Source organism: Paenibacillus catalpae (assembly GCF_900112695.1).
In the GTDB taxonomy this organism is placed as follows: domain Bacteria; phylum Bacillota; class Bacilli; order Paenibacillales; family Paenibacillaceae; genus Pristimantibacillus; species Pristimantibacillus catalpae.
In genome coordinates this window covers 1,104,829-1,131,260 of record NZ_FOMT01000001.1, presented here as the reverse complement: position 1 = coordinate 1,131,260, position 26,432 = coordinate 1,104,829, and the positions used below count along the sequence as shown (strand labels likewise).

Here is a 26,432-nt window from a genome sequence, read left to right as displayed (position 1 = left end):
TCCTTTGCTCTGGAACCAATTTTAGTATATGGATGGCAGGTGGTCAGGACTGTTCATTAATAAGTAGTTTACGGAATAAGAACGCGATCTTGAGTCTGAGCAGATCATTCATTTTTTTGAAATCCACACCTAATAACTCGCTTAGCTTTTCGATCCGGTAAGTAGCCGTATTACGGTGGATATATAATTTCTTCGCCGTTTCATTCAGTTGCCCGTCCTGCTCCAGGTAAGTCTCGAGCGTCCGCAGCATTTCATTGGCATAATCCGGATCCTTGCTTACGAGGCCGCCTAGCCAGCGATTGCAAAAAGCCTCCATCCGGTCCCTCGATACATGCTCGAACACAATTGCCAAATCCATTGTATCGAAGGTTGTAATCGATTGCCCGACACCCCATTCTGCCGCAAGCCTTTGGGTCTGTCTGCATTCGTCAAAAGCTTCGTAGAGCTGATCCGCCCTCTTTTTCCGGCTGCTGACCGCCGCACGCGGACTTTCGCCGCCTTCACGCTGAATGGATGCAAAGCAGGCGGTTAGTGCGGATTCCAGACTCCCTTCTGACTGCCCTTCAACTTCAGGGAATACAGATAATAGTCCTTCCTCCATTACAATATGCATGCCTTTCCGTTCTTGAAGTTTCGCATGGCTTAAAAATTCCGACTTCAGCTTCTCCAGCTTATCCATTCGCTGGCTTGCCGAAGCATGAGGACTGTCGCTGAGCACGCAAGTATAATGATGCTGGAATACGTCGAGCTCCCAGCGGTCCGCATAGTCGACTACTTTATCTATCGGCATTCCGTTCCGGAGATAACGTTTGATCAGAACGCCAAAATCCTTCTGAACAGATAATTCAAAGTAATCCTCGTAATTAAAATTCATCTGATAGGATAACAGCTCCGCCGCCTGTAAATATAAGCTTTCTTCTATAGTAGACAGGAACAGCTGAGGATTAAAGAAGAGGACAAAGCCGGTACAACGCGACTGCTTCATAAGCGGGATCCGGAACGCCTGCCACTGCTTGCTTTTCATCCACTTTTGCTGCTGCGGCCATGGCCAATTGCCTGTTAACTCAGTATCAGACACTTGTGAGCTGTTATATACCATCTGACCTCTTGAACCTACAACCGCCATCGGGAATCCAATAATGTCTGCAACGGCATCAAACAGTTCATTAATATGGTCTGTCTTGAGTGCCATACGCATTAACCGCACCTGCTTGTCGAATATATCCTGCAGCACGCCGGTATTACGCCGCAGCTCTTCCTTGAACAAACCGCTCATTTGATCGGAGAACGTAAATTGGTAGGGAAGCTCTATTAACGGAAAACCAAGCTCATTGGCAAAAGCAATCATTTGATCGGGAATCGCATCCCAGAATCGTCCCAGCTTTATTCCAAGTCCCGAAGAGCCCCGCTGGTTCAGCTTGGCCAGCAGCTCCGTTGCATCCTGCGGATGATCCTTGATCAGGTAGGCGGTCGTAAAAAGCATCTCCCCCTCCTTAATCCAATCGGTAATATCCGGTGCATCCATCACGTTGACGGATTTCACGATCCGATTGCGCCCTGCTGTACCGGCGACTAATTTCCCTTCCGATAATGGGAAAACGTTCAGCGCCTGTTCGACTGTCAAATGCATAGCGCACCTCCGCTCACAATGTTCATCATCTTCCTACGTCATTTTATATAACATCTTAAATCAGAGAATGCCTTTAATCAATAGAAATGTAAATATATTTAACACCATAAACTCTTAATCTTGTATTATTCTTTTCATATTTTCTCTTTTGTTGGTTATTATACCCAAATACATAACATCAATATGGTATGTTCAAACCCTTAAAATATAGAATACCGTCCCACAACGAAAAAAATGCCGATAAAAGCGAATTTCGCTCTTATCGGCATTCGGAATGTTATTATTGCTTTACTTCAGGCAATGGCAGGAATAACAGGTTAATCGGCAGGTTGCTGCCGGAAGCCGGCGTGAATGCGATGGTTACCGCTTCTTCCGTATCTCCGGTCCGGTAAAGGACGCCTGCTTCGTTGGCATTGCTCAGAATCGTAGTGTTCGTTGCATAGACCAGCTTATTGTTTACCAAGAATGCGCCGCCGTAATGACCGCCGCGTGGATTCACAGCAATAAGCGTATGCGGCTTCACATGCCACAGATTAAGGACATACATTGCCCCGTTGTTGCCGTCATTAGACATTGCTTCCCCTGTCAGCACATCATAGCCGGACAAGCGGGTATCCACCACTTTGTCTGCCAGAATCATACGCGATGGAACATCGCCTATCGTCTGCAGAACATTGATGCTGCGGTTCGCTTGCTCGAATGTACCGCGTACATGCTTGCCGTCGCGAGGAAGGATTGGAAGCTGCGGAAGCGCTTGAAGCACATCTTTGTTCGCATCCACGACGATAACGCTGAATTTGATTGGCGCGGAGGTTGTTACATCAGCGTACAGCGTAAGGATACGGCCATTAACAACTTCCTTGCTGCTTAACGGACTAAGAACGACCCGGCTTTGTCCTGCTGGAATCGTTGTTACTGTTCCAACGGGATTAACGGTTCTCGACAACAGATAATTCGCCGTTGCCGCTTTACCCGCCTGGGTTACATATGGTGCAGGACCACCCAGACCGACACGCTCGTCCGTTACAGTCGCAGCCGCAGAGTTTTCGTTCGTTGCTACAATATAAATCTTAACCGGATTTAGACGGTTATTCTGGTTATGAATCAGGAAGCGAACATTGCCGTTTGCGGTATCCTGATAATAGATGCCCTCGTCATTAATCATCTCAGGGCTGTTGCTGCGGATAAACGTTTGTTGTCCGTTCGATACAACCGTATATGGTTGAGTCGGAAGCTTCAATACGCCAGGACCATCAACAGCGAATTTCTCTCCCTGCTCCGTGTACAACTGATCGAACTCCTGCTTTGTATACAACGTTTCGTCCGTAATGGATATCGTTTGCGAGAATTCGCTTGTGAGACCATGAGCATCCGTTACTTTCAGCGTAACCGTCTGTTCACCTGGTTCGAAGAAAGCTTTGGCGTTATTGACCCACTCGCGCTTTGTAATCTTGTTCTCGTCATCCGAGCTTATATCATTATATTGAATAAGTTCGCCCATCTTGTAATAAGACTTATCCGTTGCAAACCGCGCTTCTGGCGGCAAATTCGGCGCCAATACGTTAATCGTTACCGAATAGGGATCGCTCCAGACGCCGTTAGCGTCTTGAACCCATTTGGTCACGGTGTAAGTTCCCGCTTCCTCGAAAGTCGTTTGCTTGCCTTCCCAACGCTCGTTAACGATGGCCGCACCGCTAGGTGAATAAGACATATCGCCATAAGTGACTTCCGTTTGACCGGCATATACTACACCGCTAGTAATGTTGAATTTAGCTACCGGCTTAATCGTCCAGCTCAGAATAATCTTTTTCTGTGCCGGGATCGAAGACAATGTCATTCCGAACGGCTTCAGAACCGAACGGAGCGGAATCATCAGACTTCCCTTTTGCACAAAAGGCTTACCCGTAAACGTCGAGCGTGTACCATTAACCGTATAGGAAGACTTGTTCACCGCATAACGAAGCTCGTTCGTTGCGCTACGAAGAACATATTCCTTCTTGTTCGCATCGTAGAGTACAGATGCACCGAGCCTGCCTGCAATCGCAGTAGCGGAAATATAAGTCGTGCCTTTCAATTCCGTAAGTGGCTGTGCTGCCATATAAAGCTTGCCGTTTTGGTACATTTGCTTTGATTTCTGAAGAAGGATTAATTGATTCTGACCGCTGGAAGTGCCTTGCGCTGCTACAGGTATGGCAAACAACATCAAAGCGGCTAGAACGACTAAGCTGACTTTCTTAAACATTGGATTCTCCTTTTCTCGATTGGGATGGTTTGAACAGACATAGGTTAAACGCATCCCAGCGCAAAAGGTTGCACCTGAAAGCCTATTTTTTTGTTGCTCCTGCAATATGTTCAAAAATAAGATTACGAGATTTGACGGCCTCGTTCCGCCCAGCCAGTGCTTTTCGAACCACAACCACCAGTCGTTCTTCAGGCGCAACAAGCAAATATTGGCCGCCGTGTCCGAAGGCAAAATAACAGTCAAACGCTCCGTTATGCTCGGCCGGCGACTGCCACCAGTGATAACCGTAAGCCCCATAGATAGGCGGCTCATAGTGAAGAAGTCCCCTGTGATGCTTTTTCGTTGACTCCAGAACCCACCTTGGCGGGATTAGCTGCTCTCCGAACCAATCCCCTTCGCGCAGGTACAGCAAACCAAGCTTGGCCAAATCACGGCCATAGAGCTGAAGTCCTGTCCCGCCTTCATTAATCCCTTTGTGAGAGGTCCATTTCGCCTGCCGGAAGGCCATAGGCTGGAATAGGCGGCTGGTCGCATAATCAAGGGCACTTTGCCCTGTTGCGGCAGTCAGAATAGCGGATAAGAGATGCGAGCCTCCGGAGTTATAGAGGTAAGCGGTGCCCGGTTCGCTAATCACGGGGCGCTCCAACACAAACCCGATCGGATCGGCAGCCTTCTTCATCGCCTTATAGGGCTTGTCGAAATCCGGCCAATCCCAGCCTGAAGTCATCGTAAGAAGATGTTTGATTTGGATGGACGAATCAGGCGTCCCTTCGAAAAAGTCCCCTACCGGCTGCTCCACGCTTTGAATATACCCTTCCTCTATCGCAATCCCGATCAGGGAAGACAGCACGCTCTTTGTACAGGATAACAAAGGAGCTACCGAATCCTCCCCTTTGGCATGCCATTCCCAGGCTAAGGCATCATCGCGCAAAATCATAACGGAAGTCATTTTCCATTCTTCCAGCCATTCCTTCATTTGTTCCAGCTTCGTTTCATCCAGATTTGCAACGGATGGCGAAACGAATCGCAAATAGGGATCATCTGCCTTCTGCGTTGTTGTCATGCCCGTAATCAGCCTTTCTGTCTAAGAAGATGCATCTGCCGTATCCGAAGCGGCATGGCTGTCCTGCGCAACGGCTTTCGGCAGCAGAAGCATGGCCAGCAGGACGAGAACAGACAGAACACCCAGAATGATAAAGATGCGATGCAGGCTGTGCTCCAGCTTAAAAGCATCGATTGCTTCCGTGCTGCCCGTGTTCAGCATCAGTCCAAACAAGGCAATGCCCACCGTCTGTCCAAGTGTACGGATAAAGTTATTGCTTCCGACTGCCGCGCCGCGGAGCTCCCAGGTCACCGCCGATGTGACTGCTACCGTGAAGCTCGTTAAGGAAAGGCCGAAAGATAGTCCGGACAGGAAGGTGTAGATCATGAGCAACACGATTGACGTATGGGCAGTCATGACCATAAAGCCCACACTGCCTGCAATCAGGAATAATGAGCCGATAAACGCAATTTTACGCATTCCGAACTTGGCAATAAAATTGCCGGCTAGAATAGCGCCAAGTGGCCAGCCTATGGACAGTGGAATCATCGCAATGCCGGAATAAGTCGCGCTTTCTCCAAGCACGCCTTGGATCCAGAGCGGCAAGTAAAAGATGGCAACCACATTGATGATGCATAGCAGAAAGCTGATCATATTAACCGTGCTGATCATCCGCAGCTTAAACAGCTGAAGCGGGATAATCGGCTCGGGCGAACGCTTCTCTATGTAGAAGAATAGTGTCAGCAGGACAGCAGCAGCAGCCAGGAGAAGAATGATTTCGGCAGAAGAGGCAGCTGCATCCGGTTCACGAAGAATCGTGAGTGCGTATAAGAAAGCAAACATACCCAGCGAGAAGGCCCCAATGCCTGGATAGTCAATATACCGCTTCTGTTTCTTGGATGCTTCTTTCATCGATGTGATTAGAAGCACCAGGGCTACGATGCCAAACGGAAGGTTCATATAAAAGATCGCGCGCCAGGACACATAATCGACAAGAAGCCCTCCTGCAAGGGGGCCGGTAATACCCGCGATGCCCCAAATGCTGGACATCCAGCCCTGGACTTTAGCCCGTTGCTCGAACGGATATAAATCACCGATAATCGTGTAAGGAATTGTAGTTAACGCCCCCGCGCCGAGACCTTGTATGGCCCGGAAAGCAATCAGCTGCGGCATCGATGTCGCAAGGCCGGACAGCATGGAGCCAGCGAGAAAGATGCACGCTCCGACGATAAACATTTTTTTGCGTCCAAACAGATCGGAAAGTTTGCCGTAAATGGGTGTTGTAATAACCGTGGCCAGCAAATAAATCGAAATGATCCAGCTGTACTGCTGGATGCCGTGTAACTCATCCGTAATGCTTGGCATAGCTGTACTTACGATGGTTCCTTCAATTGCCGCAAGGAATGTCGCGACGTACAAAGCAATTGTGACCGTGCGCCTGTTGCTTGTTGTACTCATTATTTCTCCTTTCCGTTCATCTTATGAATTGGTAAACAATCTATTATGGACCTTGCTCATGGAAAAGATCAATCCTTTTTGCGCTTTTTGGCAATGGACACAACCTTTTGACCTATCGAAAAGCCGCTATTTATGTTAGCCTTATAAGAGTGCCTAATAATCAAATACGCTATTTATGTAAGGGATGAATATACAAATGGGTTATGACTTCCTCCTATCCATTATCGATCAGTTCGGCTATGTCTCGCTTTTTCTTGTCCTGTGCCTTGGCTTGATCGGGCTTCCTGTTCCTAACGAAGTTGTTGTCATGACAGGCGGAGCGTTCGCAGCATCCGGGCTTCTGAGTCCGGTCCCGGCCTATAGCATGGTCTTTCTTGGGATATGCTCGGCTATGACCTTTAATTACTCCATTGGCCGATTCGCAGGCAGTAAAGTATTTGACTGGTTTATGAAGAAAAAGAATATGGATAAATTCGTGAATCAAGCACAAAACATGAGCAATAAATATGGCGGCTTCGCGCTAAGCATCGGCCTTGTGCTTCCCGTACTCCGGCATGTCATGCCGTTTGTCGGAGGCACAAACAAAATGTCTTACAAACGCTTTGCCTTATACGCCTATCCAAGCGCTTTTGTATGGACCCTGATTTACTTTATTATCGGGTCGTTTGTAGGCGACCGGGTTCAATCGATCGGCAATGTGATCGCAGACAACGGGATGCTTGTCGTCTATGCTCTTCTTGCCGTTGCGGCAGGTGCTGCAGCCTGGCTCTTCATTCGAAGCCGGACCGCCAAGAAGAACGAGAAGGCAGAACGTCCGATGTGAGAATACCTTGGTCGAAGTAATTCGAAGATGAGCGACCGCGTTTAGAGTAAAAAAACCTCCGACTCCCTTTTCGGGCAAGTCGGAGGTTTTTGTTGTACTACCATTCCGATTTAAACTTCGGATCCAATTTCTCTTCGGCTGCATTCACCAGGTAATCAAACAGCTCGTCATCCTCTTCCAGCATGTCCTCTACCGCTAGCAGCTGATCCTCATCCCCCGATTCATGAAGGAAGAACAAGCCATAACCCCATTCGGTTCTCTTCCGGCTGTGAATGGTCATCTCATATTGATTCGGCTGTCCCGCAATTTCGAATTGAATGCGGCCTACGTAACCTTCTTCCTTCGTATAAGTCATCGATGCATCCAAAATTTTAACATTATCCATCTGTTCTGTTCTTCCTTCCGGTTGTCCAAGATTTCCGTTTATTTTTGTTAAAAAATAGCCTGTCTATAATTGTATACGGTTTGCAGCATTCGTCAACAAATGCAAATGGATTACCGGTACTTACTCCTTACTGCCGTGATGAACGCCTATAGGTGGCCTTGCATATTGTACAATACGGCAGCGGACACCGCCGCCTTTGTATCCCATGAGAGGGTGATTCCTATGGCCATTGATTTAGCGGCGCTGCATTGGGTGTATCTCGTCTTTATCGTCGCCATTATCGGCTTTATGCTGTTCAGGCGCGATACGTCGCTCATATGCATCGTTGGCATTTTCGTGCTTGGCCTGCTGGCAACCGAATCGCTGAGCGACTCCGTCAGCGGCGTGTTTAACAGCTTTATTTATGCCATTAAAGAACTAATGGGCACTATCCTCATTATATCCATAATTGTAGCCATGAGCCGGGTACTTATCCGGACCGGCATAAACGAAGTGATGATCTCCCCTTTTGCCCGCTTGCTGCGCACCCCTGCGCTTGCCTTCTGGGGAATCGGGCTTATTATGATGGTTACCTCCTGGTTTTTCTGGCCCTCGCCCGCTGTGGCGCTGATTGGCGCCGTCTTGCTACCGGTGGCTCTGAGAGTTGGCCTGCCCGCATTAGGTGCCGCTATGGCGATGAACTTGTTCGGCCACGGCATCGCCTTGTCTGGTGACTATATTATCCAGGGTGCTCCCAAGCTGACGGCAGATGCGGCAGGCTTGCCGGTAAGCGACGTTATGGAAGCAAGTATACCCCTTGTCATCGTGATGGGACTGGTCACAACCATCGCGGCCTTCTGGATGATGCGCCGGGATATGAAGACCGGCAAATGGAATGACGGGATTATCTCCAAGGTCGAAGGCGATAAAGAGCTGACCGGCGGCGAAGATCTCGCGTACAAAAACGTCTTGTCTTATCGCTCCAAATTAATTCTCGCGATCTTGATACCTTTATTATTTACAGCAGACGTCGTGACGATGTTTGCACTCAATCTGCAGGGCGGCGATGCTACCGCGCTCGTCGGTGGCACCGCAATCTTCATCATGCTTCTGATCACGATGCTGGCACACAAGAACAAAGGGCTGGAGAAAACGACGAGTTACTTGATTGAGGGCTTCTTGTTTGGCTTCAAAGTATTTGGTCCTGTCATCCCGATCGCAGCATTCTTCTACCTGGGCGACTCCGGCTTCACCGCTATCTTCGGCGATACGCTCCCAGCGGGCTCACAAGGCATCGTCAACGACCTTGGCGTTGCCCTTGCGAATAATGTACCGGTCAATGGCGAAGTTGGCTCTGTGACGCTCACGCTTGTTGGCGCGGTTACGGGACTTGATGGTTCCGGCTTCTCCGGCATTTCACTAGCAGGCTCTATCGCCCAGCTGTTCGGCGGTGCAATCGGCTCAGGCGTTGCAACCTTGACGGCTCTTGGTCAAGTGGCAGCCATTTGGGTTGGCGGCGGAACACTTGTCCCATGGGCGCTCATTCCGGCTGCTGCTATCTGCGGCGTCAGCCCGTTCGAGCTGGCACGCCGCAACCTGAAGCCTGTCATTATCGGTCTTGGCGTAACCACTATTGTTGCGATGTTCCTGGTGTAAAAGGAACTAAATAAGGATGATCCCCCCTGGCATAAGCCGGACGGGATCATCCTTTTGCTGTTTTACAAAATAATAAATGCAAATACAATAGCAAGCGCGAAACGGTAATAGGCGAACCACGACAAGCTGAGACGCTTGATCAGGTTAAGGAAGGTCACAATCGCAACCATCGCGACGATAAACGCAGCCAGGAATCCGATAATAAAGAGCGGCGCATCCGAAGCCGTCAGGAAATCACGGCTTTTAATCAGGTCGATGCCGCTGGCGCCTGCCATAATCGGCACAGATACGATAAATGTAAATTCCGCTGCCGCCTTTTGGCTTGCCCCGAAGAACATACCGCCCGAAATCGTAGATCCGGAACGCGAGAAGCCCGGCCATAAGGCGAGAATCTGGAATAAACCTATGGCGAATGCTTGCTTGTATGTAATGTCATCAAGCTCTTCTGCTGTGACTTTCTTCTTGATGCGATCTGCAACGATCATTAATATGCCTCCTGCAACAAGGCCAACTAATACGGTTGCCGAACTGAACAAATAATCTTTAATAAAGCCATGAAGCAGTACACCGGCAAGACCTGCGGGAATCAAGGCAAGAAGAATGTGCAGCGCATTAATGCCCGATCCTTCCTTGAAGTTAAAGTTCAGCAGGCTGAGAAACTTTTTCCGATACAGCACGAGGACGGCAAGCACGGCTCCGAATTGAACAACAACCTCAAAGGTTTTCGCGCGGTCATCCTGGAAATTGAGCAAATCTGCTGTGAGAATCAAATGGCCTGTTGAAGAAACAGGCAAAAATTCCGTTAGACCTTCTATGATGCCCATAATAATGGCATTAAATAAATCTCCCAAATCTAGTCCTCCATCTCCTGGATTTTTGTTTGTTTTTCTAATTAACCAACCTTTTTATCATATCACATGCGCCAGACGAGCGAAAGCAACGAACGTTTTAGGAGAAAAGCCGCATTCCGGGTCGGAATACGGCTCGTTGGTCCTTATTAATTAACGTTAATTACGCCTACAATAATTTCAATTTTACGGATACGGTGCCGCTCCTTCTCTCTGATAATAAAAGTAAGCTGCTCGTATTCCTGAGGCTCCCCTACCTGCAAATCAGGGTATTGATTAAACAACCAGCCTCCAATCGAATCAACGTCATGGCTCTCCAAATGGCAGCCAGTCGCTTCATTAACCTCGCTGATCAATGCTTTGCCGTCCACAATAAAACGATTCGGCTCGATCGCATCAATCTCCTTCACTTCATCCGCATCAAATTCATCGCGGATTTCCCCAACGATCTCCTCAATAATGTCCTCGATTGTGATAAGTCCTGAGGTACCGCCGTATTCATCGAGCAGAATTGCGATATGCACCCGCTCCTGCTGCATTTTGCGCAAAAGCTTCTTAATGGGCATCACTTCCGGCACGGACATGACAGGCTGCAGAAGCATCGAAACGTCAGTCTCATTATCGCCGAAATACTGCATGAAGAACTGTTTTGTATTGATAATGCCGATAATATTATCCTTGCTGCCTTTTGCAACCGGGAAACGTGTATACTGCTCGCGCCGGATTATCGAGATGTTCTCGACTTTGGTATTCTCGATGAACAGGCAGATCATATCGGTCCGAGGAACCATGATCTCTCTGGCTAAACGTTCATCAAATTCGAAAATCCGGTTTACGTAGCTGAGTTCGCTTTTATTGATTTTGCCGCTTTCGTAGCTCTCCGACATAATACTCCTGATCTCTTCCTCGGAATGAGCTTCCTGCTCGCCCGTCGGCTTGAAGCCCATTATTCTTACGATCCCGTTAGCTGAGCCGTTAAGCAGCCATATAAACGGAAACATCACTTTATAAAAAACAATAATAATAGGTGCAACCGCGAGGCTAATCTGCTCCGGCTTTATGATTGCGACCGTTTTTGGCGCAAGCTCGCCAAGAACAACATGAAGATAAGTCACGATCGCAAAGGATAAAATAAATGAAATCACTTCCACCAGATCGCCGCCAATATGCAGGCGGTGAAACAAAGGATCCAGCAAATCATGGACCGTTGGCTCTCCCAGCCAACCAAGTCCGAGTGCCGTAATCGTAATCCCCAGCTGGCAGGCTGATAAGTAACTGTCCAAATGCGTAATGACATTTTGCACCGCCGGAGCATTGCGCACGCCTTCTGCTACCAGTTGATTCACCCGGCTGGTACGTAGTCGGACGACTGCAAATTCTGTGGCTACGAAGAAAGCGGAAAAAAACAACAATACCGCAAATAATATGAGTTTCAGAACCATGGGCGTCTCCTTCTTTTCCTCTGCACTGTTCGTAACTACATGTATTTTACCCCGCACGTCCATTCATGAATCTGCAAAAATAAACCGCACCCTGATCCTCGAAGGATCCTGATACGGTTTCACGTTGCACTCTTATTAATATCCGACTTCTACCGACGCGTTGACGATATAGATCAGATCGTTCTTGTCATCCTTGTCCGGCAGAACGACACCGCTTGTCGTCATCATGCCGCCATCCATGATTTCCACCGTTACTTGGCCGTAAGGAAGAACCGCTTTTACCTGCTCCACATCAAGTAATTCCTTGTCACAGGGAACCGCCAGCTTCACATGCACCTTCATATTGTCCAGTGTGCCGCCAGGCAGGACGGAACGCAGTCCCGGCATCGAATTATGGTGAATCGCATTCTGAACGGCACGTACCGCTGCTTTCGTAACGTTCTGACCGTGCAGATCGCAGCCCATGCCAATCTCGATAAAAAATAAGTTGTCCATTTGTTTATCCCTCCATTACCAAGGTACGTCGTCATCCTGTGCCGCGGATTCTTCAACATACGGCTGGATGGCCGGCTCTTCCGGCTTCACATTGGTGCCGATAATCGGCAAAATTTGCTCCAGATCCGGAGGCAGCAGCAGCTCGACCGGCGACACGCCTTTCTCGAACTGAAAGGCATCCCCTTCGATTACAGCTACATAACTTCCATTATGTTTAGCAAAATGCAGCGTCATTCCAAAATCGGCAAGCAGCCCTTTCACCGTTACACCGCCAAGCTTGAAAGAAAACGGAAGATCCGGCTTTTGCTCGACGAGTGCTGCCGAAGCCGTAGTCACCTGCTCATGGGTCCAATATTCCTGCAGCTCGCGCTTCTCGCTGGCCGCCCATACCTCGATAGCATTCTCTTCCTCGCGTCTTTCCACGCTTTCCGGCTCGGCTTGCCACTTATCCTCCATGTATTGCTGAACCATACCGAGTACCTGCTCACCCATGACCTCGGGCAACGGCTTCTCATAGGAGACAAACTTCAGGAAATCCTCGAAATAACGGGCGTGAGATGCCTGATGGATCTTGAGTTCCCAATGATCAAGCGAGCCTTCCTCCGGCATGTGCGGATATTGAATCGACTTCATGCCCCTTGCGCTAATGGCCATTTCGACATGAGAGATGAGACTGCGCTCGTCCGAGATCCGCGCAATCTTCGGCTCGAAATCACATTTCAGCAGGAACAGGAAAGGCTCGTCGAAATAAGTATTCAGCTTTGCCCTTGCAATAATAAATGCCCCGCCGCGTACAGCGGTTGTATCCATATAGATATGTACAAGCTCGTCAGCAATCCCGATGAATCGCTCCTTGCTGTCTGCATCCCGCAGACGCTGGAACAGGTTATAGTTCTGGTTGCTTCCCAGTTCATACCCCGGTTCTACCATGAATCGTCCAATCTTCGTAGGCGCATTCTCCGTGTTCGGATTGCGCTCAACCTTTCTCTTTACGATCCGCGTGAATTCCCCGTCCAGGAACCGCTTGATTTCACTATCTTCGTAATCGTCTTCCTCCAAGGTTTGAAAATGTTTGTAACGCTTTGAAGACGAGCTGTCCTCGCCATCAGTCACAATGACAAAGAAAGATAAGTATTCCATTCTGAAATCCACTGTTTACAATTCCCCCATGCCTTCAGACTTATTTATAATCATCCCGTGTATAAGGAGTCTTCTGATAACGGTATGCCGGCTTCAGCTCGGTATTGTCAAATCCGCGGTGCCATACCGGCGTCGTCGATGGCGACATCGGCGGGATCAGCCATGACCAGCGTCCGGTTAACGGCCGTCCGATATTTTGCTCCTGCTGGGCAAATCGCATGAACTGCTCTGCTGCGGTATGGTGATCCACGATGCTGACGCCATGCTTCTTGAACGAATGAATAACCGCGACGTTCAGCTCTGTCAATGCACGATCTTTCCACAGCGACGTATTCGTCGACATATCGAGTCCCATCAGCCTGGCGACCTCGGGCAGCTTGTTATAACGGTTGAAGTCCGCCAGATTGCGTGCTCCGATCTCCGTTCCCATATACCAGCCGTTAAATGGCGCCGCCGTGTATGAAATACCGCCGATCTCCAGCTTCATATCCGAAATAAACGGCACGGCATACCACCGAAGCCCAAGCTCATCGAAACGCTCGATATCCGGATGGGTCAGCGGCACTTCCTTCACAAGCCCCTCGGGAAGCTCATACCATCTTGCTGGCTCATTATTTACTTGGATCACAAGCGGAAGCACATCAAAGGCCGTACCTGCTCCCAGCCAGCCCATAGCTGTACATGCCCGTGTAAATTCAACTGATGCCGGATCGCCAACGATTCCATCCGCTGCTTCGTATCCCGCATATCGGACAAGCTGATGGTTCCAAATCCGGATCTTCCGCTCTCCATGTTGTGAAGCAAATACGGTAATGGTCGGACGGACACGTCCTTCATTTGTGGCATAATTAATATGATTAAATATCTGCTCTGCGATTTGATCGGCATCTTGCAAGCTGCGTGCATCCCTAACCTCTAGCGATTGCCAGAACAACCGGCCGATACAACGGTTGCTGTTGCGCCAGGCCAATCTCGCTCCATGCCGCAGTTCTTCCATCGTATGCTCGTAGCTGCCTGTTTTTTCAATCGACTGCTCGATCTCCTTAAGACGGTTCCTAGCTTCCTCATCCGGCTTGTCCAGCTCTGTATAACAAACGGAGATAAACTGCTCCGCTTCTTTTAAGATCTCTGTTGCAATCATGCTTGCGCCTACTCTCCATCTATCCGCTTTCTTCTTACCATACCGCATTTTATAGGCAGTCGCCACCTTCCCAGGCGGGAAAACAAGCATGTTCACTTATTGTTCAATGATTCATTTAACCGGCTTGTCACAATTAGCATGAGGAAGGATAACGCAATCATCGCCACCGTCCATGACCATGCCAGCGGCATATGTCCGGATTCAACTGCCGTATAGATTGCCGTAGGGGTTGTTTGGGTTACTCCTGGAATATTTCCTGCAATCATAAGCGTTGCTCCAAACTCGCCAAGGCTTCTTGCAAAGCCGAGAATATACGAGGATGCGAATGAGCGGCGCGCAAGCGGCAGCGTGACGTATCGGAACACCTGCCATTCTCCAGCCCCGGCTGATCTGGCGGCATCCTCCAGATGACGTTCAACGCCTTGAAAGCCGGTCTTCATCGTTTGATAGACGAGAGGGAAAGCAACGACAACCGCCGCTACAACGCCTGCAATCCAGGTGAATATAATAGGCTGATCAAACAGCCATTCATACGCAATCCCGGCCCAGCCTCTGCGGCCAAGCATGACCAAGAGCAGAAAACCGATAACCGTCGGCGGCAACACCAAAGGAAGCATAAAAACGGTTTCGATGATAAGTCGTCCGCGACGCTTCCTGCGAGTCATCCACCAAGCTGCCCACACGCCTAATAAGGCAACAAACACGCTGGCCGTTATACATATTTTCAGAGAGAGAATGAGCGGTGCCGCCCACTCTTCCAATGTCCATTCCGCCAACCTGATTCACTCCGATACAAAATCCATGATGTTTCTCATTATAGACAAGCTGCATGCGAGGTGTAAATGTTACATGAGCGCGAGCAAAAGAAAAATCGCCTCATTCCTCCTATCAGGAATGGGCGATCAATTCTTAACCACCTAAATTATTCGCTTTTTTCGCGACCAAGCACAAGGAAAACAATAATTAAAATAAAGGCCGTCAACGCCATTAATGGAATCGTAATGAAACCAAGCCAGTTCAGATAATCATAGTTGCAAGGAATTCCTGAGCGGCATGGCATCATCTCGCCAACCTTCGGAAACCAGATCTCGAAATTATGATAGATCGAAATCAGCATCCCGATAACGCTTAGCGGCAAAACATATCCGATAATCCGGCGCTCGCCGCGGTAAGCTGCGATTCCAAGCAGAACAACCAGCGGATACATGAAGATACGCTGATACCAGCATAGATCGCATGGGAGGAATCCTCGAACCTCGCTAAAGTACAAAGATCCGCCGGTAGCAACTAAAGCGACAAGCCAAGCCAAATATAAACCATAGCGCTGAAACCAGCTTTCATAGATTTCGGATTCGGTTGTCGTTGTCACGTTGCCTACTCCTTATTCACGGCTTCGTCGATTGCCGCTTTAATGCTAGCGTAATCAAGGTTGCCTGCGTATTGCACACCGTTAATAAAGAGCGTTGGCGTACCCGTTACATTTAATGGGCCTACGCTTTTGTTGTCTTTATTTACTTCGCTTTGATACGTTTTATCGTCGATATCCTTCTTCAGCTTGTCGAAGTCGAGCGATAGATTAGCGTCCTTCGCCAGCTGTACGAGATAATCGGAAGTTGCCCAATTCGTTTTCTCGTCCTTCTGATTATCATAGATCGCTTTGTAATACGACCAGAAAGCTTCGTCGCCGCCCTGCTGCTGTACCGCTTCTGCGGCAAGTGCCGCTGTAGTAGAGTCAGGGCCGATAAAGGTATAGTTGGCGAAGTATAAAGCAGCCTTACCCGTATCAATAAAGTCCTTCTCTAGCTGCGGTGTTACGTTTTGTGCAAAGTACTGGCAAACCGGGCATTTGTAATCGCCGAACTCTACAATTTTGACAGGAGCGTCCGCATTACCTTTTACTGGAAGGCCCGTATAATCGATATCGTACACCTTATTTGCCAGTTCCGCCTGTTGATTCGATTGATGATTGATACCGAGAATAATAACAACAATAACTGCTACGATCGCCAGCGTTAATACAATAAGTGACTTATTGGATTGCTTCTTAACCGGCTGCTTGGTGCTTGGTCTTGGCCTTTGCTTTGCTTTTGCTTGATTGCCCAAACTTGTCCATTCCTTCCCGGCATTTGAATGATGCTCGGGACCGGTTCTTGCCAGAGCAAAAACCGGCCTGAGCCGATCTGCGAGATCTCGTTAACCTACGTTCCCGCTTGAATTTGCCTGTACTTGTAGCCAGTTTAGTTACAACGGGGTTTAATGTCAATAACAAGCTGAAACATGACGAAATACTGTCATATTTGATGCCTTACTCCGGATTAATTAACTGCGTTAATGAATCGCGGTGAAGCAGCTTCAGCTTATGAAGGGCCCGTGTACAACCCACATAGAGAAGCTTGGCATCGTCCTGGGTATACATATCCGCTCCAGCATCCGCTATTAATACCGCATCGAACTCCAATCCTTTCGACAGGTAGGCAGGAACGACGGACAAACCGCCGCCGTACTCCGGCTGTTTGCTTTGAACAAGGGAGGCTTCAAGTCCTTCCTGAATCAGGAATGCATGCAGCTCAGCGCATTGCTGCGCTGTACGTCCGATAACCGAGATTGTCTGGAACTGACCGGTTGATTGCCATTCCCGGACCGATTGAACGATTTGCTTATACCATTCTGCCTGCTTGACCTGCTTCACCTCAACCGGATCACCGCTCCGGAACACAGGCACTGCAGGTTTTACCCCGCCGCCCATCGCACCTAGAATTCGGTTTGCGAATTCGATAATTTCCATCGTCGAACGATAGCTGCGGTTAAGCTCGAAGAAGCCGGTCTGTTCTTCATGGAACAGTCCGGTGAGCTCCGTCCAGCTCTGAATACCGACATAGGCATGGATCCCTTGCTGAAGGTCACCGAGGACGGTCATCGATGGTGTACGCTGGCAAAGACGCAGAGCTTCCAGCTGGAATGGCGAGTAATCCTGCGCTTCGTCAATGACGATATGATCGTAAGCGGGAATAGACAGTCCATACAGACGCAGATGAATGTAGACGAGCGGCGCCAGATCCTCCGCTTCCACCTGACCATTTTTCAAGGAAGCAGCAGTAGCTGAAGCAATTGCTTTCGGAATAACCGGCACCGCTTGCTTGCCCTGGAATAAAGCCGCATACAGCTGCGGAGCCGTATAGGACGGTATTTTCTTCGCAAAGGCGTTCAGCTTGGACTGTGCCTTGGCACGCAGCTTCTTATCCACCACTTTACGCATCTTCAGCTCCGATTCGAACCAGCGCCGGATACGGCTGACCAGCCGGTCACGCTTCTGCATGAGCGTCTCATCGCCATAATCCGTCTCATACCATTCTTTCATCTGTTCCGGCTTCAGTACCAGTCCCGGAAGCGGTTCGAACGGAATGACCGGTACGATCTTCTGCTGCAGCTCTTCAATACGGGAGTCAATTGCTTCTTTGAAGCCGAGAGAGCCTTTAATTCTGCCTGGTGCACTCGCCATCTCTTCTGCCGTCCGGTGCTCCTCGAACCAGTAAGCGAGTGCATCAGATGCACTCCGAAGCGTTACCTCATGGCCTAGCAGCTCGAGCGACCAATCCGCAAAGGTTGTTTGCAGAATATCGCCTACCCCCAGCTCGGGCAGTACGCCGGATATGTAATCCAGAAACATACGGTTGGGGGCGAAAATAATCATCCGCTCCGCTTTTACCCGGTCCGCGTATTGATAGAGCAGAAACGCAAGCCGGTGAAGGGCTACGGTTGTTTTCCCGCTCCCTGCTACCCCTTGGATAAACAGCGCTTTATTCCGCTCTGAACGGATAATCCGGTCCTGCTCGTGCTGGATCGTGGATACGATATCCCGCAGCTTATTATCTTTGTTCTCGCCTAAGCGGTATAAAAGGAATTCATCCGTTACGGATTCTTCTTCCTTCCCGCGCACATAACTGTCAACCATGCGGACAAGTTCGCCTTGCCGCACCATAAAATTGCGCTTCAGATGCACATAACCTTCGATCTCGCCCTCAGGCGCGACATAGGCAGCCGCATCTTCACCGCCTGTAAACGAATAGAACAAGCTGGCTACCGGTGCGCGCCAATCGACAACCAGCAGCTCGTTGCTGCCTTCTTTGGCAACACCGGCCTTGCCGATATATAGCGGCTTCTGCTCGCCGTTCGGCAATTCTTCGAAATCAATGCGCCCGAAATAAGGCTCCCGATAGGCAACCTCCAGGCGTCTTTTGCGCTCTTCGCGCTGCAGATCGAGCATTTGCTCGGTGAAATCATCACCCGTATAACGGGGACCTATGCCTGCCAGCTGACTCTTAATATCGTCAAGAGACCGAGCCAGCCTTTCTTGCTCTTCTTGATAGGCACTTTGAACCGTGGTCATGTCAGTTACCTCCTAAAAAGATCTATTGTACAATCAGCTGTACTCCAGCCAATTGCCGTGAAAAAACGAATAACCAATATACCACAGGACAAATGCCTTAAGCAATCGATTCGAAGTTCATTCCGATCAAGCCCATCAAATAATAGATAACGACGAGATTAAAGATAAACAGTAACGGGATTCCGACCCGGAATGAAGTATGTTTGGTTTTGTGGCGCCATACCTGCATGCCGATCCATGCCCCAAGCGCCCCGCCGATTGCACTTATCCCAAACAATCTCTTCTCCGGCACGCGTCTCTTCTTATGTCTGGCATAGCTCTTGTCCATGCCCATCAGCACAAAGGCTATGATATTGATCACCAGCAAATAAATGATTAAAAGTTGCAAAATAATAAGCTCCTCTCTAACCGCCCAGCTTAAGTACGCGGCTTTACCCGGTTCGTCGGCTGCGCCGCATACGGATCCTCCGGCCAGTAATGCTTCGGATACCGCCCCTTAAGGTCTTTCTTCACTTCAAAATAAGCATCGTTCCAGAAGCTTCTTAAATCTCTGGTCACCTGTACAGGACGCTGAGAAGGCGACAGCAGATGAATAGTCAGCGGTAGCCGGCCTCCTGCCAGCCGCGGCGTCTCCTGAAGCCCAAACAGCTCCTGAAGCCGAACGGCAATAAACGGAGCCTCCGGATCGCTGTAATCGATAGGAATACGCGAGCCGCTTGGCACCTTCATATGCGTCGGAACCTGCTCATCAAGCTCCTGCCTTTGTCCCCAGCTCAGCAGGCTTTCAAACAGCTGCACCATGTTCAATCGCTGCAGATCAGAGCGGTTCTTCATGCCGTACAAATGAGGCAGCAGCCAGTCTTGAACGGAAGCCAGCAGCGCTTCCTCGGATACATCCGGCCAGCCGCTGTTATGCCGGGCCATCAATTGCATCCTTGCCTGAAGCTGCTTTGCCGCCTTCGACATGGAGAGCAGACCAAGACCTTCGCGGACAATCCCGTCGGCAAGCGCTTCTGCGATTCGTTCCGGAGAAGGCTGCTGAAGCGGCGTTTCTTTTAATACAATGGCGCCAAGCCGTAATCTCCTCCGGGCACGCACGGCATGCGCCTCGATATCCCATTCCACTGCTTCTTCTATTTGAAACTGCTCCCTGGCAGCATGCTCAAGCCTATCCAGATCAAGCTCTGCTGCCAGCCGGATCCGGCTTTCGCTGCCTGCACCGTCTATCTCCGCTACGGCAAGAAAAGCCGAACGGGACAAAGGCTGAAGCTCGGGCAGCACAGCACCTCTGCCATTCGCCAGCAGATACCGTCCATCGGAACGTCTCTGTGCAATCCGGTCCGGATAAGCCAAAGCAACCAGCAGACCGATATGTGCTGCACCCTTCCATTCAGGCTGCTGACCGCGGTTCTCCATAAGCATCAGACCCCATTGCTTCGCCTGAGCTTTGATCCGCATAACAGCCCCGCGATCAGCTTCCAGTCTTCCGCTGGCTCCATGCAAGGCTTCAAGACGTAGCTGAACATCAACGTTGCGCTCCTGGGGCAGGAGATCACGCTCACTAAGTAATGCCGCAAGCTCGCATGCCTCTGCTGTCAAATTCAGCTCTTCTGCCTTAAGCAGCATAAATCCCAGCCTCGGATGAAGGCCAAGCTTGGCTATTCGGGCACCCCAGCCGGTAGGCCGGCCCTCTTCATCCAGCGCGTGCAATTGCTTCAATAATTCATTTGCTTGTTGGTAAGCAGCTTGCGGAGGAGCATCCAGCCACATCAGCTCACCAGGATCCGCTGCTCCCCATACGGACAGCTCCAATGCAAGCGGAGCTAAATCCGCCTCAAGCAGCTCCGGCGCGTTATGCTGCGGCAAGTAAGCATGCTCCTGCTCGGTCCACAAGCGGTAGCATACACCCGGTGCCAGCCTGCCTGCCCTCCCCCGACGTTGATCGGCGGAAGCCTGCGATACAGGCGTCGTCTCAAGCCGCGTCATTCCCGTACGCGGCGAGAACTTTGGCACACGCATCAGACCGCTGTCAACTACGATGCGGATGCCCTCCACCGTCAAGCTCGATTCGGCAATGGAGGTGGCTAGAACAATCTTGCGCTCACCCGCCTGACATGGTGCAACCGCTGCATCCTGCGCTTCCAGCGGCAAGCTGCCATGCAGCTCGGCAATCCGGACATTCGAAGGAAGGCCGGACTGCGCAAGAAGGCCGGCTGTACGCCGGATCTCTCCAACACCCGGGAGAAAGACAAGAACATCTCCTTCGTGAGTACGAACCGCTTGTACAATCGTTGAAGCAACCTCCGGTTCAATCCTTCCCTCCAGTCTCGTGTTTCGGTAGAAGGTTTCGACGGGGAATACCCGCCCGCTGCTCCTGATCACAGGTGCGCCGCCGAGCAGCTCTGACACCGATTCGGCAGCCAGCGTCGCTGACATAACGAGTAGACGGAGATCATCCCGCAGAAGGGATTGGGATTGTATGGTTAACGCTAATCCAAGATCTCCATGAAGATGACGCTCATGGAATTCATCAAACAGCACTGCTCCTACCTCTTCGAGTGCTTGATCCGCTTGCAGCATTCGGGTCAAGACGCCTTCTGTAACCACCTCGATCCTGGTTTTTGCGCTCACTTTCGTATCCAGTCTAACTCGGTAGCCAACTGTCTCACCAACCTGCTCTCCCAGCGTACTGGCCATAAATTTGGCAGCAGCACGGGCAGCAAGCCTGCGCGGTTCCAGCATAATAATCTTGCGCCCGTCAAGCCATGGCTCTTGCAGCAGTGCGAGCGGAACGCGGGTCGTCTTGCCGGCCCCGGGTTCCGCTACAAGCACCGCGTTTGTTCCGTTCCGCATGGCCTCCAGCAATTCAGGCAGTACGGCATCTATCGGCAATTGCTTCATATGTAATAGAATTCCTCTCATCTATTTAACCTCATTAAGTATCTAATAATTAACGACATTAATCTAATATTTAATGCCATGAACTATTTTACTAGCGCAATCATCTGGACAACCGGCCTGTTATCTCCAGTTAGTACTTTCTCCGCAGAACGAAGCTGCGACGATCCGTCTCCATCCAGGAAAATCCCGTCTTGCAGCCTGCCGCTTCCAACCTTCTCCACAATGGCATCGCGGAATTCTTGCAGCGAACCCTTCGTGCTGCTGACGATCAAATACAGCTTACCATCGCGGTCATACACGGCTGCTGAGCGGAGACGCTTTTCATCCGGGAGAGGTGCCTGTTCGGTCTCGACCTGCTTCAGCCAGTTCTGATCCTGCCCAAGGCTCATGCTAATACCGCCCTGCGCCCAAAATCGGGTATGGTCCATAACCTTCAATTCGGAAGCCATTCGCACCACCTGTACGGAAAGCTTGTCCATAGCCCCATCCCATACCAGGGTCCCACGCGCATACTTGGCATTTTCTTCACCCGCCCCATACTCCCCCAGTGCTCCGTTCACCGGCATACTGTCCACAATGGCGATACTCAGCAAAGCTTTCTCATAAAAAAATCCGCCGTTTACACCATAATGAGGCGTCAAAGCTACATTGTTCTGAATAGCAGCCAAGGTAATGTTAGACGGGCTTGTCCGCAGTACATGAAGCTTCATGCCGTTTGCTGCCTCCAGCTCTTCATAAACATAAGCCGAAGGTGCATGAGCATCCCGCGTTGTCCCTTCATTCTTTACTTGCAGCGCATAGATCATGATAACAAGCAGCAGCCCCAATACTAGAATTATCGCTGCCATAATAGCTGCAATGAGCAGCTTTCTTTTTCGCTCGAAGGCTGTACCAGACTGATTCTCCATTATGAACCCCGATTCCCTGCTATTTTTCCTAATTAAACCAGCCTTTTCTGCGGAACCAAACGTACATGGAGACTCCAACGATAACCATAAAGCCTAATATGCCAAAGTACCCCCAATACCAGCTAAGCTCCGGCATATGCTCGAAGTTCATCCCGTAGATTCCGGCCAAGAAAGTCAGAGGCATAAAGATCGTCGTAATAACGGTCAGTGTTTTCATAATCGCGTTCATCCGGTTGGAATTGTAGGACATAAAGCTGTCCCTTAAATCCGAAGTCATCTCGCGCGAGGCATCGGTCATCTCCGTCAGCTTCAGCAGATGATCATAAATATCTCTGTAGAAAGCCAAATAGCCCGATAACCCTTCAATCCGTTCCGTATTCAATGTACGATAAAGCAAATCCCGCATCGGCAGAATCGTCTTGCGCAGACGCAGCAGCCGTGAACGGATGTTAAAGATCTCGTCCATTGTCATCTGATTTGAACTTTCGCTGCTGCCGGTGCCGATCTCCATATCGAGCACCTGCTCCTCCAGCTCTTGTACGGCGGGGAAATATTGATCGACCAGCTGATCGATAACCATATAAGCTGCGAACATATACCCATCCTTACCGAGCTTGGAGGCATTGGAGATTTTGTTCCACGCATCGTTAATCTCGGTTGAGCTCTTCACATGATAGGTCACAATAAACCGGGGACCCAGAAATAAATTCACTTCCTCGACCTGCAGGCTGCCGGGATCAATGGAATGCAGCACGAAAAAATGCGTATCATCATAATGGTCCAGCTTAGGCCGCTGCAACAGATGGCAGCAATCTTCAATAGCAAGCGGATGAAAATGAAAGTATGTATCGAGGAGTTTTGTCTCCGAGGCTTCCGGCTCGCTGAAGTCAACCCAATACCAGTCCAGATCAAGCTTCTTGAGATCGTCTAATGCAATGTCATTTAACCATGTCTTTTCTTTTGTATAGCCTTTAATTCGAATCATAGCTGTATCCTCCATCATGATAAGCGATTCTCTTATTTTAACGTGTTACAGCCATTCTGTAAAAAAGTTGCGCCGCTTAAAATAGTCATGCTATCATCGGTGTCAATAAAGGAGAGTAGATCGATATGTCGAAAATACGCGGACGCTTCGCTCCTACTCCATCCGGTCTGATGCATGTCGGCAATGCCTGGACAGCGCTGCTTGCCTGGCTGCAGACTCGCAGCCAAAGCGGACAATTCGTGCTTCGGATGGAGGATATTGACGGCCCAAGATGCAGACCGGAGCTTGCCGCTGCGGCTCTCGCCGATCTCCGCTGGCTTGGTCTCGATTGGGATGAAGGGCCGGATATCGGAGGACCTTATGCGCCGTATACGCAAAGCGAGAGAATCCGGTTGTATGAGGCCGCTATGGACAAGCTGCTCGAGCATGGCGCACTGTATCCGTGCTTCTGCAGCCGCGCAGAGCTGCTCGCGGTGGCCAGCGCACCGCATGGATTATCCTCCGAAGGACCAACGTATGCCGGGACCTGCCGGCATCTGTCTCCTGAACAACAACGGATTCGAAGTGCAGTTAAGACTCCATCTATGAGGTTTAAAGCGGATGATTCCGCTTCAATCCGATTCGAGGACGGTATATCCGGTTCGCAGGTGTTCCCGCCCGGTGCCGGCGGTGATTTTGTTGTGCGCCGTGCGGACGGCATTATCAGTTATCAGCTTGCTGTTGTGATCGATGATGCGGCAATGAAGATTACCGATGTCCTTCGCGGAGCGGACCTCCTGGACTCGACGCCGCGCCAGCTTCTGCTGTACGAAGCGCTGGGCCTGCCTGCTCCCCGGTTTGCCCATGTACCGCTCTTGATGGGAGAGGACGGCAAACGGCTGGCCAAGCGGCATGGCGACACCTCGCTTGCCGGTCTTAGAGCAGCTGGCGTGACGCCTGAACGTATAATCGGCTGGCTGGCTTATCTGGCAGGACAACTCAACCGGTTCGAGCCGCTCACCGCAGCCGAGCTCATCAGCCATTTCAAACCGCACCTGATTCCAAAAGAACCGATTACCATTCACGACAGCCTGATGAAGCAATTGTACAACTAAAACGGCTTTGCAAAAAAACGAGAGCTGATTCCAGCCCATCACGTTTATGCGTGACTGCCGGAATCAGCTCTCGTGTTGTGTTCGGCATGCCTCTTGTACCGTCTCGTAGACAAGACGGCCAATGGCATTGCCAATTGTCGTTGCCGCCCCCGCATAAGCGTGAACGGCCTGATAAGCCGGATTGCCGCTCACCCCGATGACAACGGCATCCGTTGTTGTTCCGGTTGCAATCCGGTTCGTTTCCGGATCCATCAGCTGCAGATCGGCAAGAGCTGCTGCTTTCGCTTCTGCATACGTAATGATCGCATTGGTCATCGCCGAATCCGTCATCCGGCCGTCCAGGAGCAGAACGGTGTTAATCGTACCGGCGGAATAAGCGGAGAAGGTTGCCCTCGGCAAGCCTGCTCTTGCCGCATTACGCGTACCGGCCGTCGTGATGCACAGCAGCCTGAAGCAATCCCCTTCCACCTCTGCAATAGAAGCATGTGTCAGCTTCGCCGCTGTTAGCAAACCGATGGTATGATCAGGAGAATATCCCCAATGACTTAACTGGAGCGATGTATCCCGGGCAGGATCAGTCCCCGCATATTGAAGGGGCACCTTCCAATTCACGATCGCCTTAGCTTCTGCAAGACCGCCGGTATGAATCGCATTACTTAACGTCCTTAATGGTTTAGGACTGACTATTTCCAGCCTGTCTTCCCGCAACGTAATCCGAACGCCTTCCCATATTGTCGATTCATAATGTTGTCCTTGACGGAAAGGCTGGCTCATCGGATGCCAGCCTCCCGAAATTTGAAGAGACAACGGCCCAGCGCTTCCAGCAGCCATTCATTCTGATGACGAAGCTTTACTGCAAATCGGCAATAGGATTCATCCAGGTTGATAAAATGGGAGGCATCGCGGATCAAAATTCCCATTCGGCCCATTTCAAATTGCAGGCTTGCTGCCGTTAATCCCGGCAACTGCGGAAGCTGCACGAGCAAGTAATTCACCATGCCCGGAACGACACGGAAGCCAAGCGCCTCCAGCTTGTCGATCAGCCATGGCCGCTCCTCCTGGAGCCAGGCCATTGTGCGGGCCGCATAATCCTTTTCTTCCAGTACCGCCTCTCCAATCTGCTGGGCCAAGGAATTGACGCTCCATGGAACCTGAAGCCTTCGTAATACCGCGATCTGCTCAGGTGTTCCCACCATATAACCAAGACGGATACCCGGGATGGCAAAAAATTTGGTCATTGAACGGATAACGAATAACCGCTCATGAACAGCGGCTTCACGGATGAGGGTAACCTTCTCTTCTTCCGGGATAAAGTCCATAAAAGCCTCATCAACAACAACGGTTGCGCCGCGGTAGACAAGCTTCAGAATGAGGGCAGGATCAACCAGCTGCCCGGTTGGATTATTAGGCGACCCAATCATATAAAACTTCGCTTCCGACGCATCAACCATCGATTCCGTCAAAGCAAACGCGTTGTCCGGTGACAGCATAATCGGTGCAATCGAACCGCCGGCTTTCATTACCGCATCTCCGTATTCCGTAAAGCAAGGATAGGCCAGTGCGGTTGCCGACGGCCGCAAAGCCCGAACGACCAGATCAATGAGTTCGGCAGCTCCGTTGCCGATTATAATCGACTGCTCATCCACCCGGTGCAGCAGCGCCAGCTTCGCCCGGAGCCCCCGCACGGCAGGATCGGGATACCTGTCGATCTGGTCGGCATAATGAACCAAGACGCGTCTTACTCCGTCGGGCGGGCCAAAAGGATTCATATTCGAGCTGAAATCAATAAATTGCCGGGCTGGGAAGCCGAAGGTTTCTTCCGCTGTCCGTAAATCTCCCCCATGTCCATAGCGTTCAAGCATGGCTGTTCCCCTTT

Annotated in this window: 23 protein-coding genes; 3 read left to right on the top strand and 20 right to left on the bottom strand. The window is 50.3% G+C overall.

What is annotated here, in order from left to right:
• Positions 1–43: 43 nt before the first annotated feature.
• The 4 genes from BM200_RS04680 to BM200_RS04665 all read right to left on the bottom strand — a co-directional run bounded on the left by BM200_RS04680 (position 44) and on the right by BM200_RS04665 (position 6,372).
• Positions 44–1,630, bottom strand: coding sequence for a PucR family transcriptional regulator (locus BM200_RS04680; RefSeq protein ID WP_091181862.1), 1,587 nt, complete (start codon positions 1,628–1,630; stop codon positions 44–46).
• 280 nt (positions 1,631–1,910) lie between these two features.
• Positions 1,911–3,872 carry a stalk domain-containing protein gene (locus BM200_RS04675; protein WP_175532732.1) on the bottom strand — a complete coding sequence of 654 codons (1,962 nt, stop codon included), beginning with the start codon at positions 3,870–3,872 and terminating at the stop codon, positions 1,911–1,913.
• An 82-nt stretch (positions 3,873–3,954) separates the two neighbouring features.
• Positions 3,955–4,935, bottom strand: a complete 981-nt coding sequence (locus BM200_RS04670) for a serine hydrolase domain-containing protein (protein WP_091181857.1) — start codon at positions 4,933–4,935, stop codon at positions 3,955–3,957.
• Positions 4,936–4,956: 21 nt separating this feature from the next.
• The gene (locus tag BM200_RS04665; RefSeq protein WP_091181854.1) at positions 4,957–6,372 is read right to left on the bottom strand and encodes an MDR family MFS transporter; all 1,416 of its coding nucleotides are present in this window, start codon (positions 6,370–6,372) and stop codon (positions 4,957–4,959) included.
• Positions 6,373–6,568: 196 nt separating this feature from the next.
• Between BM200_RS04665 and BM200_RS04660 the strand changes: the two genes are divergently transcribed.
• The gene (locus BM200_RS04660) at positions 6,569–7,195 is read left to right on the top strand and encodes a DedA family protein (RefSeq protein WP_091181851.1); all 627 of its coding nucleotides are present in this window, start codon (positions 6,569–6,571) and stop codon (positions 7,193–7,195) included.
• 97 nt (positions 7,196–7,292) lie between these two features.
• Here the strand turns inward: BM200_RS04660 and BM200_RS04655 are convergent, their stop codons facing one another.
• A complete protein-coding gene (locus BM200_RS04655; RefSeq protein WP_091181848.1) occupies positions 7,293–7,580 on the bottom strand; it encodes a hypothetical protein in 288 nt (95 codons plus the stop codon).
• Between the two features lie 222 nt (positions 7,581–7,802).
• Between BM200_RS04655 and BM200_RS04650 the strand changes: the two genes are divergently transcribed.
• Positions 7,803–9,215, top strand: a complete 1,413-nt coding sequence (locus BM200_RS04650; protein ID WP_091183511.1) for a hypothetical protein — start codon at positions 7,803–7,805, stop codon at positions 9,213–9,215.
• Positions 9,216–9,277: 62 nt separating this feature from the next.
• Here the strand turns inward: BM200_RS04650 and BM200_RS04645 are convergent, their stop codons facing one another.
• From BM200_RS04645 to corA, 13 genes are all read right to left on the bottom strand, one after another.
• Positions 9,278–10,066, bottom strand: coding sequence for an undecaprenyl-diphosphate phosphatase (locus tag BM200_RS04645; protein WP_091181845.1), 789 nt, complete (start codon positions 10,064–10,066; stop codon positions 9,278–9,280).
• Between the two features lie 146 nt (positions 10,067–10,212).
• Positions 10,213–11,505, bottom strand: coding sequence for a hemolysin family protein (locus tag BM200_RS04640; protein ID WP_139230748.1), 1,293 nt, complete (start codon positions 11,503–11,505; stop codon positions 10,213–10,215).
• Positions 11,506–11,640: 135 nt separating this feature from the next.
• Positions 11,641–12,000, bottom strand: coding sequence for a Lin0512 family protein (locus BM200_RS04635; protein WP_091181842.1), 360 nt, complete (start codon positions 11,998–12,000; stop codon positions 11,641–11,643).
• A gap of 15 nt (positions 12,001–12,015) precedes the next feature.
• On the bottom strand, positions 12,016–13,152 hold the full coding sequence (locus BM200_RS04630; RefSeq protein ID WP_245772890.1) for a DUF3900 domain-containing protein: 1,137 nt from the start codon (positions 13,150–13,152) through the stop codon (positions 12,016–12,018).
• Between the two features lie 28 nt (positions 13,153–13,180).
• Complete coding sequence (locus tag BM200_RS04625) at positions 13,181–14,281, bottom strand: nitric oxide synthase oxygenase (RefSeq protein WP_091183506.1); 1,101 nt, start codon at positions 14,279–14,281, stop codon at positions 13,181–13,183.
• Between the two features lie 92 nt (positions 14,282–14,373).
• On the bottom strand, positions 14,374–15,063 hold the full coding sequence (gene modB / locus BM200_RS04620; protein WP_091181839.1) for a molybdate ABC transporter permease subunit: 690 nt from the start codon (positions 15,061–15,063) through the stop codon (positions 14,374–14,376).
• A 140-nt stretch (positions 15,064–15,203) separates the two neighbouring features.
• On the bottom strand, positions 15,204–15,650 hold the full coding sequence (locus BM200_RS04615; protein WP_091181836.1) for a disulfide oxidoreductase: 447 nt from the start codon (positions 15,648–15,650) through the stop codon (positions 15,204–15,206).
• Between the two features lie 5 nt (positions 15,651–15,655).
• Positions 15,656–16,384: a DsbA family protein gene (locus BM200_RS04610; protein ID WP_091181833.1), complete on the bottom strand. Its 729-nt coding sequence runs from the start codon at positions 16,382–16,384 to the stop codon at positions 15,656–15,658.
• A gap of 202 nt (positions 16,385–16,586) precedes the next feature.
• Positions 16,587–18,668 carry a HelD family protein gene (locus tag BM200_RS04605; RefSeq protein WP_091181830.1) on the bottom strand — a complete coding sequence of 694 codons (2,082 nt, stop codon included), beginning with the start codon at positions 18,666–18,668 and terminating at the stop codon, positions 16,587–16,589.
• Positions 18,669–18,765: 97 nt separating this feature from the next.
• A complete protein-coding gene (locus tag BM200_RS04600; protein WP_175532731.1) occupies positions 18,766–19,056 on the bottom strand; it encodes a DUF1294 domain-containing protein in 291 nt (96 codons plus the stop codon).
• Between the two features lie 29 nt (positions 19,057–19,085).
• Positions 19,086–21,569: an ATP-dependent helicase HrpB gene (hrpB, locus tag BM200_RS04595; protein ID WP_091183501.1), complete on the bottom strand. Its 2,484-nt coding sequence runs from the start codon at positions 21,567–21,569 to the stop codon at positions 19,086–19,088.
• 83 nt (positions 21,570–21,652) lie between these two features.
• Positions 21,653–22,477, bottom strand: a complete 825-nt coding sequence (locus BM200_RS04590) for a phosphodiester glycosidase family protein (protein ID WP_091181827.1) — start codon at positions 22,475–22,477, stop codon at positions 21,653–21,655.
• 28 nt (positions 22,478–22,505) lie between these two features.
• A complete protein-coding gene (corA, locus tag BM200_RS04585) occupies positions 22,506–23,462 on the bottom strand; it encodes a magnesium/cobalt transporter CorA (protein WP_091183499.1) in 957 nt (318 codons plus the stop codon).
• Positions 23,463–23,587: 125 nt separating this feature from the next.
• Here corA and gluQRS point away from each other — a divergent pair, with 125 nt between their 5' ends.
• The gene (gene gluQRS / locus BM200_RS04580; RefSeq protein ID WP_175532730.1) at positions 23,588–24,556 is read left to right on the top strand and encodes a tRNA glutamyl-Q(34) synthetase GluQRS; all 969 of its coding nucleotides are present in this window, start codon (positions 23,588–23,590) and stop codon (positions 24,554–24,556) included.
• A 63-nt stretch (positions 24,557–24,619) separates the two neighbouring features.
• Here gluQRS and BM200_RS04575 read toward each other — a convergent pair whose 3' ends face one another.
• The gene (locus BM200_RS04575; protein WP_091181823.1) at positions 24,620–25,330 is read right to left on the bottom strand and encodes an adenosylcobinamide amidohydrolase; all 711 of its coding nucleotides are present in this window, start codon (positions 25,328–25,330) and stop codon (positions 24,620–24,622) included.
• A complete protein-coding gene (cobD, locus tag BM200_RS04570) occupies positions 25,327–26,418 on the bottom strand; it encodes a threonine-phosphate decarboxylase CobD (protein WP_091181820.1) in 1,092 nt (363 codons plus the stop codon). Before cobD ends, BM200_RS04575 begins: the two co-directional genes overlap by 4 nt.
• Positions 26,419–26,432: the final 14 nt, after the last annotated feature.

What these genes read in the sequence shown, in the direction of transcription:
- BM200_RS04655 (WP_091181848.1), bottom strand. Translation starts at nt 7,580, where the DNA reads ATGGATAATGTTAAAATTTTGGATGCATCGATGACTTATACGAAGGAA.
- BM200_RS04670 (WP_091181857.1), bottom strand. Translation starts at nt 4,935, where the DNA reads ATGACAACAACGCAGAAGGCAGATGATCCCTATTTGCGATTCGTTTCG.
- cobD (WP_091181820.1), bottom strand. Translation starts at nt 26,418, where the DNA reads ATGCTTGAACGCTATGGACATGGGGGAGATTTACGGACAGCGGAAGAA.
- BM200_RS04650 (WP_091183511.1), top strand. Translation starts at nt 7,803, where the DNA reads ATGGCCATTGATTTAGCGGCGCTGCATTGGGTGTATCTCGTCTTTATC.
- BM200_RS04590 (WP_091181827.1), bottom strand. Translation starts at nt 22,477, where the DNA reads ATGGAGAATCAGTCTGGTACAGCCTTCGAGCGAAAAAGAAAGCTGCTC.
- BM200_RS04640 (WP_139230748.1), bottom strand. Translation starts at nt 11,505, where the DNA reads ATGGTTCTGAAACTCATATTATTTGCGGTATTGTTGTTTTTTTCCGCT.
- BM200_RS04625 (WP_091183506.1), bottom strand. Translation starts at nt 14,281, where the DNA reads ATGATTGCAACAGAGATCTTAAAAGAAGCGGAGCAGTTTATCTCCGTT.
- BM200_RS04605 (WP_091181830.1), bottom strand. Translation starts at nt 18,668, where the DNA reads ATGACCACGGTTCAAAGTGCCTATCAAGAAGAGCAAGAAAGGCTGGCT.
- BM200_RS04680 (WP_091181862.1), bottom strand. Translation starts at nt 1,630, where the DNA reads ATGCATTTGACAGTCGAACAGGCGCTGAACGTTTTCCCATTATCGGAA.
- BM200_RS04660 (WP_091181851.1), top strand. Translation starts at nt 6,569, where the DNA reads ATGGGTTATGACTTCCTCCTATCCATTATCGATCAGTTCGGCTATGTC.
- gluQRS (WP_175532730.1), top strand. Translation starts at nt 23,588, where the DNA reads ATGTCGAAAATACGCGGACGCTTCGCTCCTACTCCATCCGGTCTGATG.
- BM200_RS04575 (WP_091181823.1), bottom strand. Translation starts at nt 25,330, where the DNA reads ATGAGCCAGCCTTTCCGTCAAGGACAACATTATGAATCGACAATATGG.
- BM200_RS04635 (WP_091181842.1), bottom strand. Translation starts at nt 12,000, where the DNA reads ATGGACAACTTATTTTTTATCGAGATTGGCATGGGCTGCGATCTGCAC.
- corA (WP_091183499.1), bottom strand. Translation starts at nt 23,462, where the DNA reads ATGATTCGAATTAAAGGCTATACAAAAGAAAAGACATGGTTAAATGAC.
- hrpB (WP_091183501.1), bottom strand. Translation starts at nt 21,569, where the DNA reads ATGAAGCAATTGCCGATAGATGCCGTACTGCCTGAATTGCTGGAGGCC.
- BM200_RS04665 (WP_091181854.1), bottom strand. Translation starts at nt 6,372, where the DNA reads ATGAGTACAACAAGCAACAGGCGCACGGTCACAATTGCTTTGTACGTC.
- BM200_RS04675 (WP_175532732.1), bottom strand. Translation starts at nt 3,872, where the DNA reads ATGTTTAAGAAAGTCAGCTTAGTCGTTCTAGCCGCTTTGATGTTGTTT.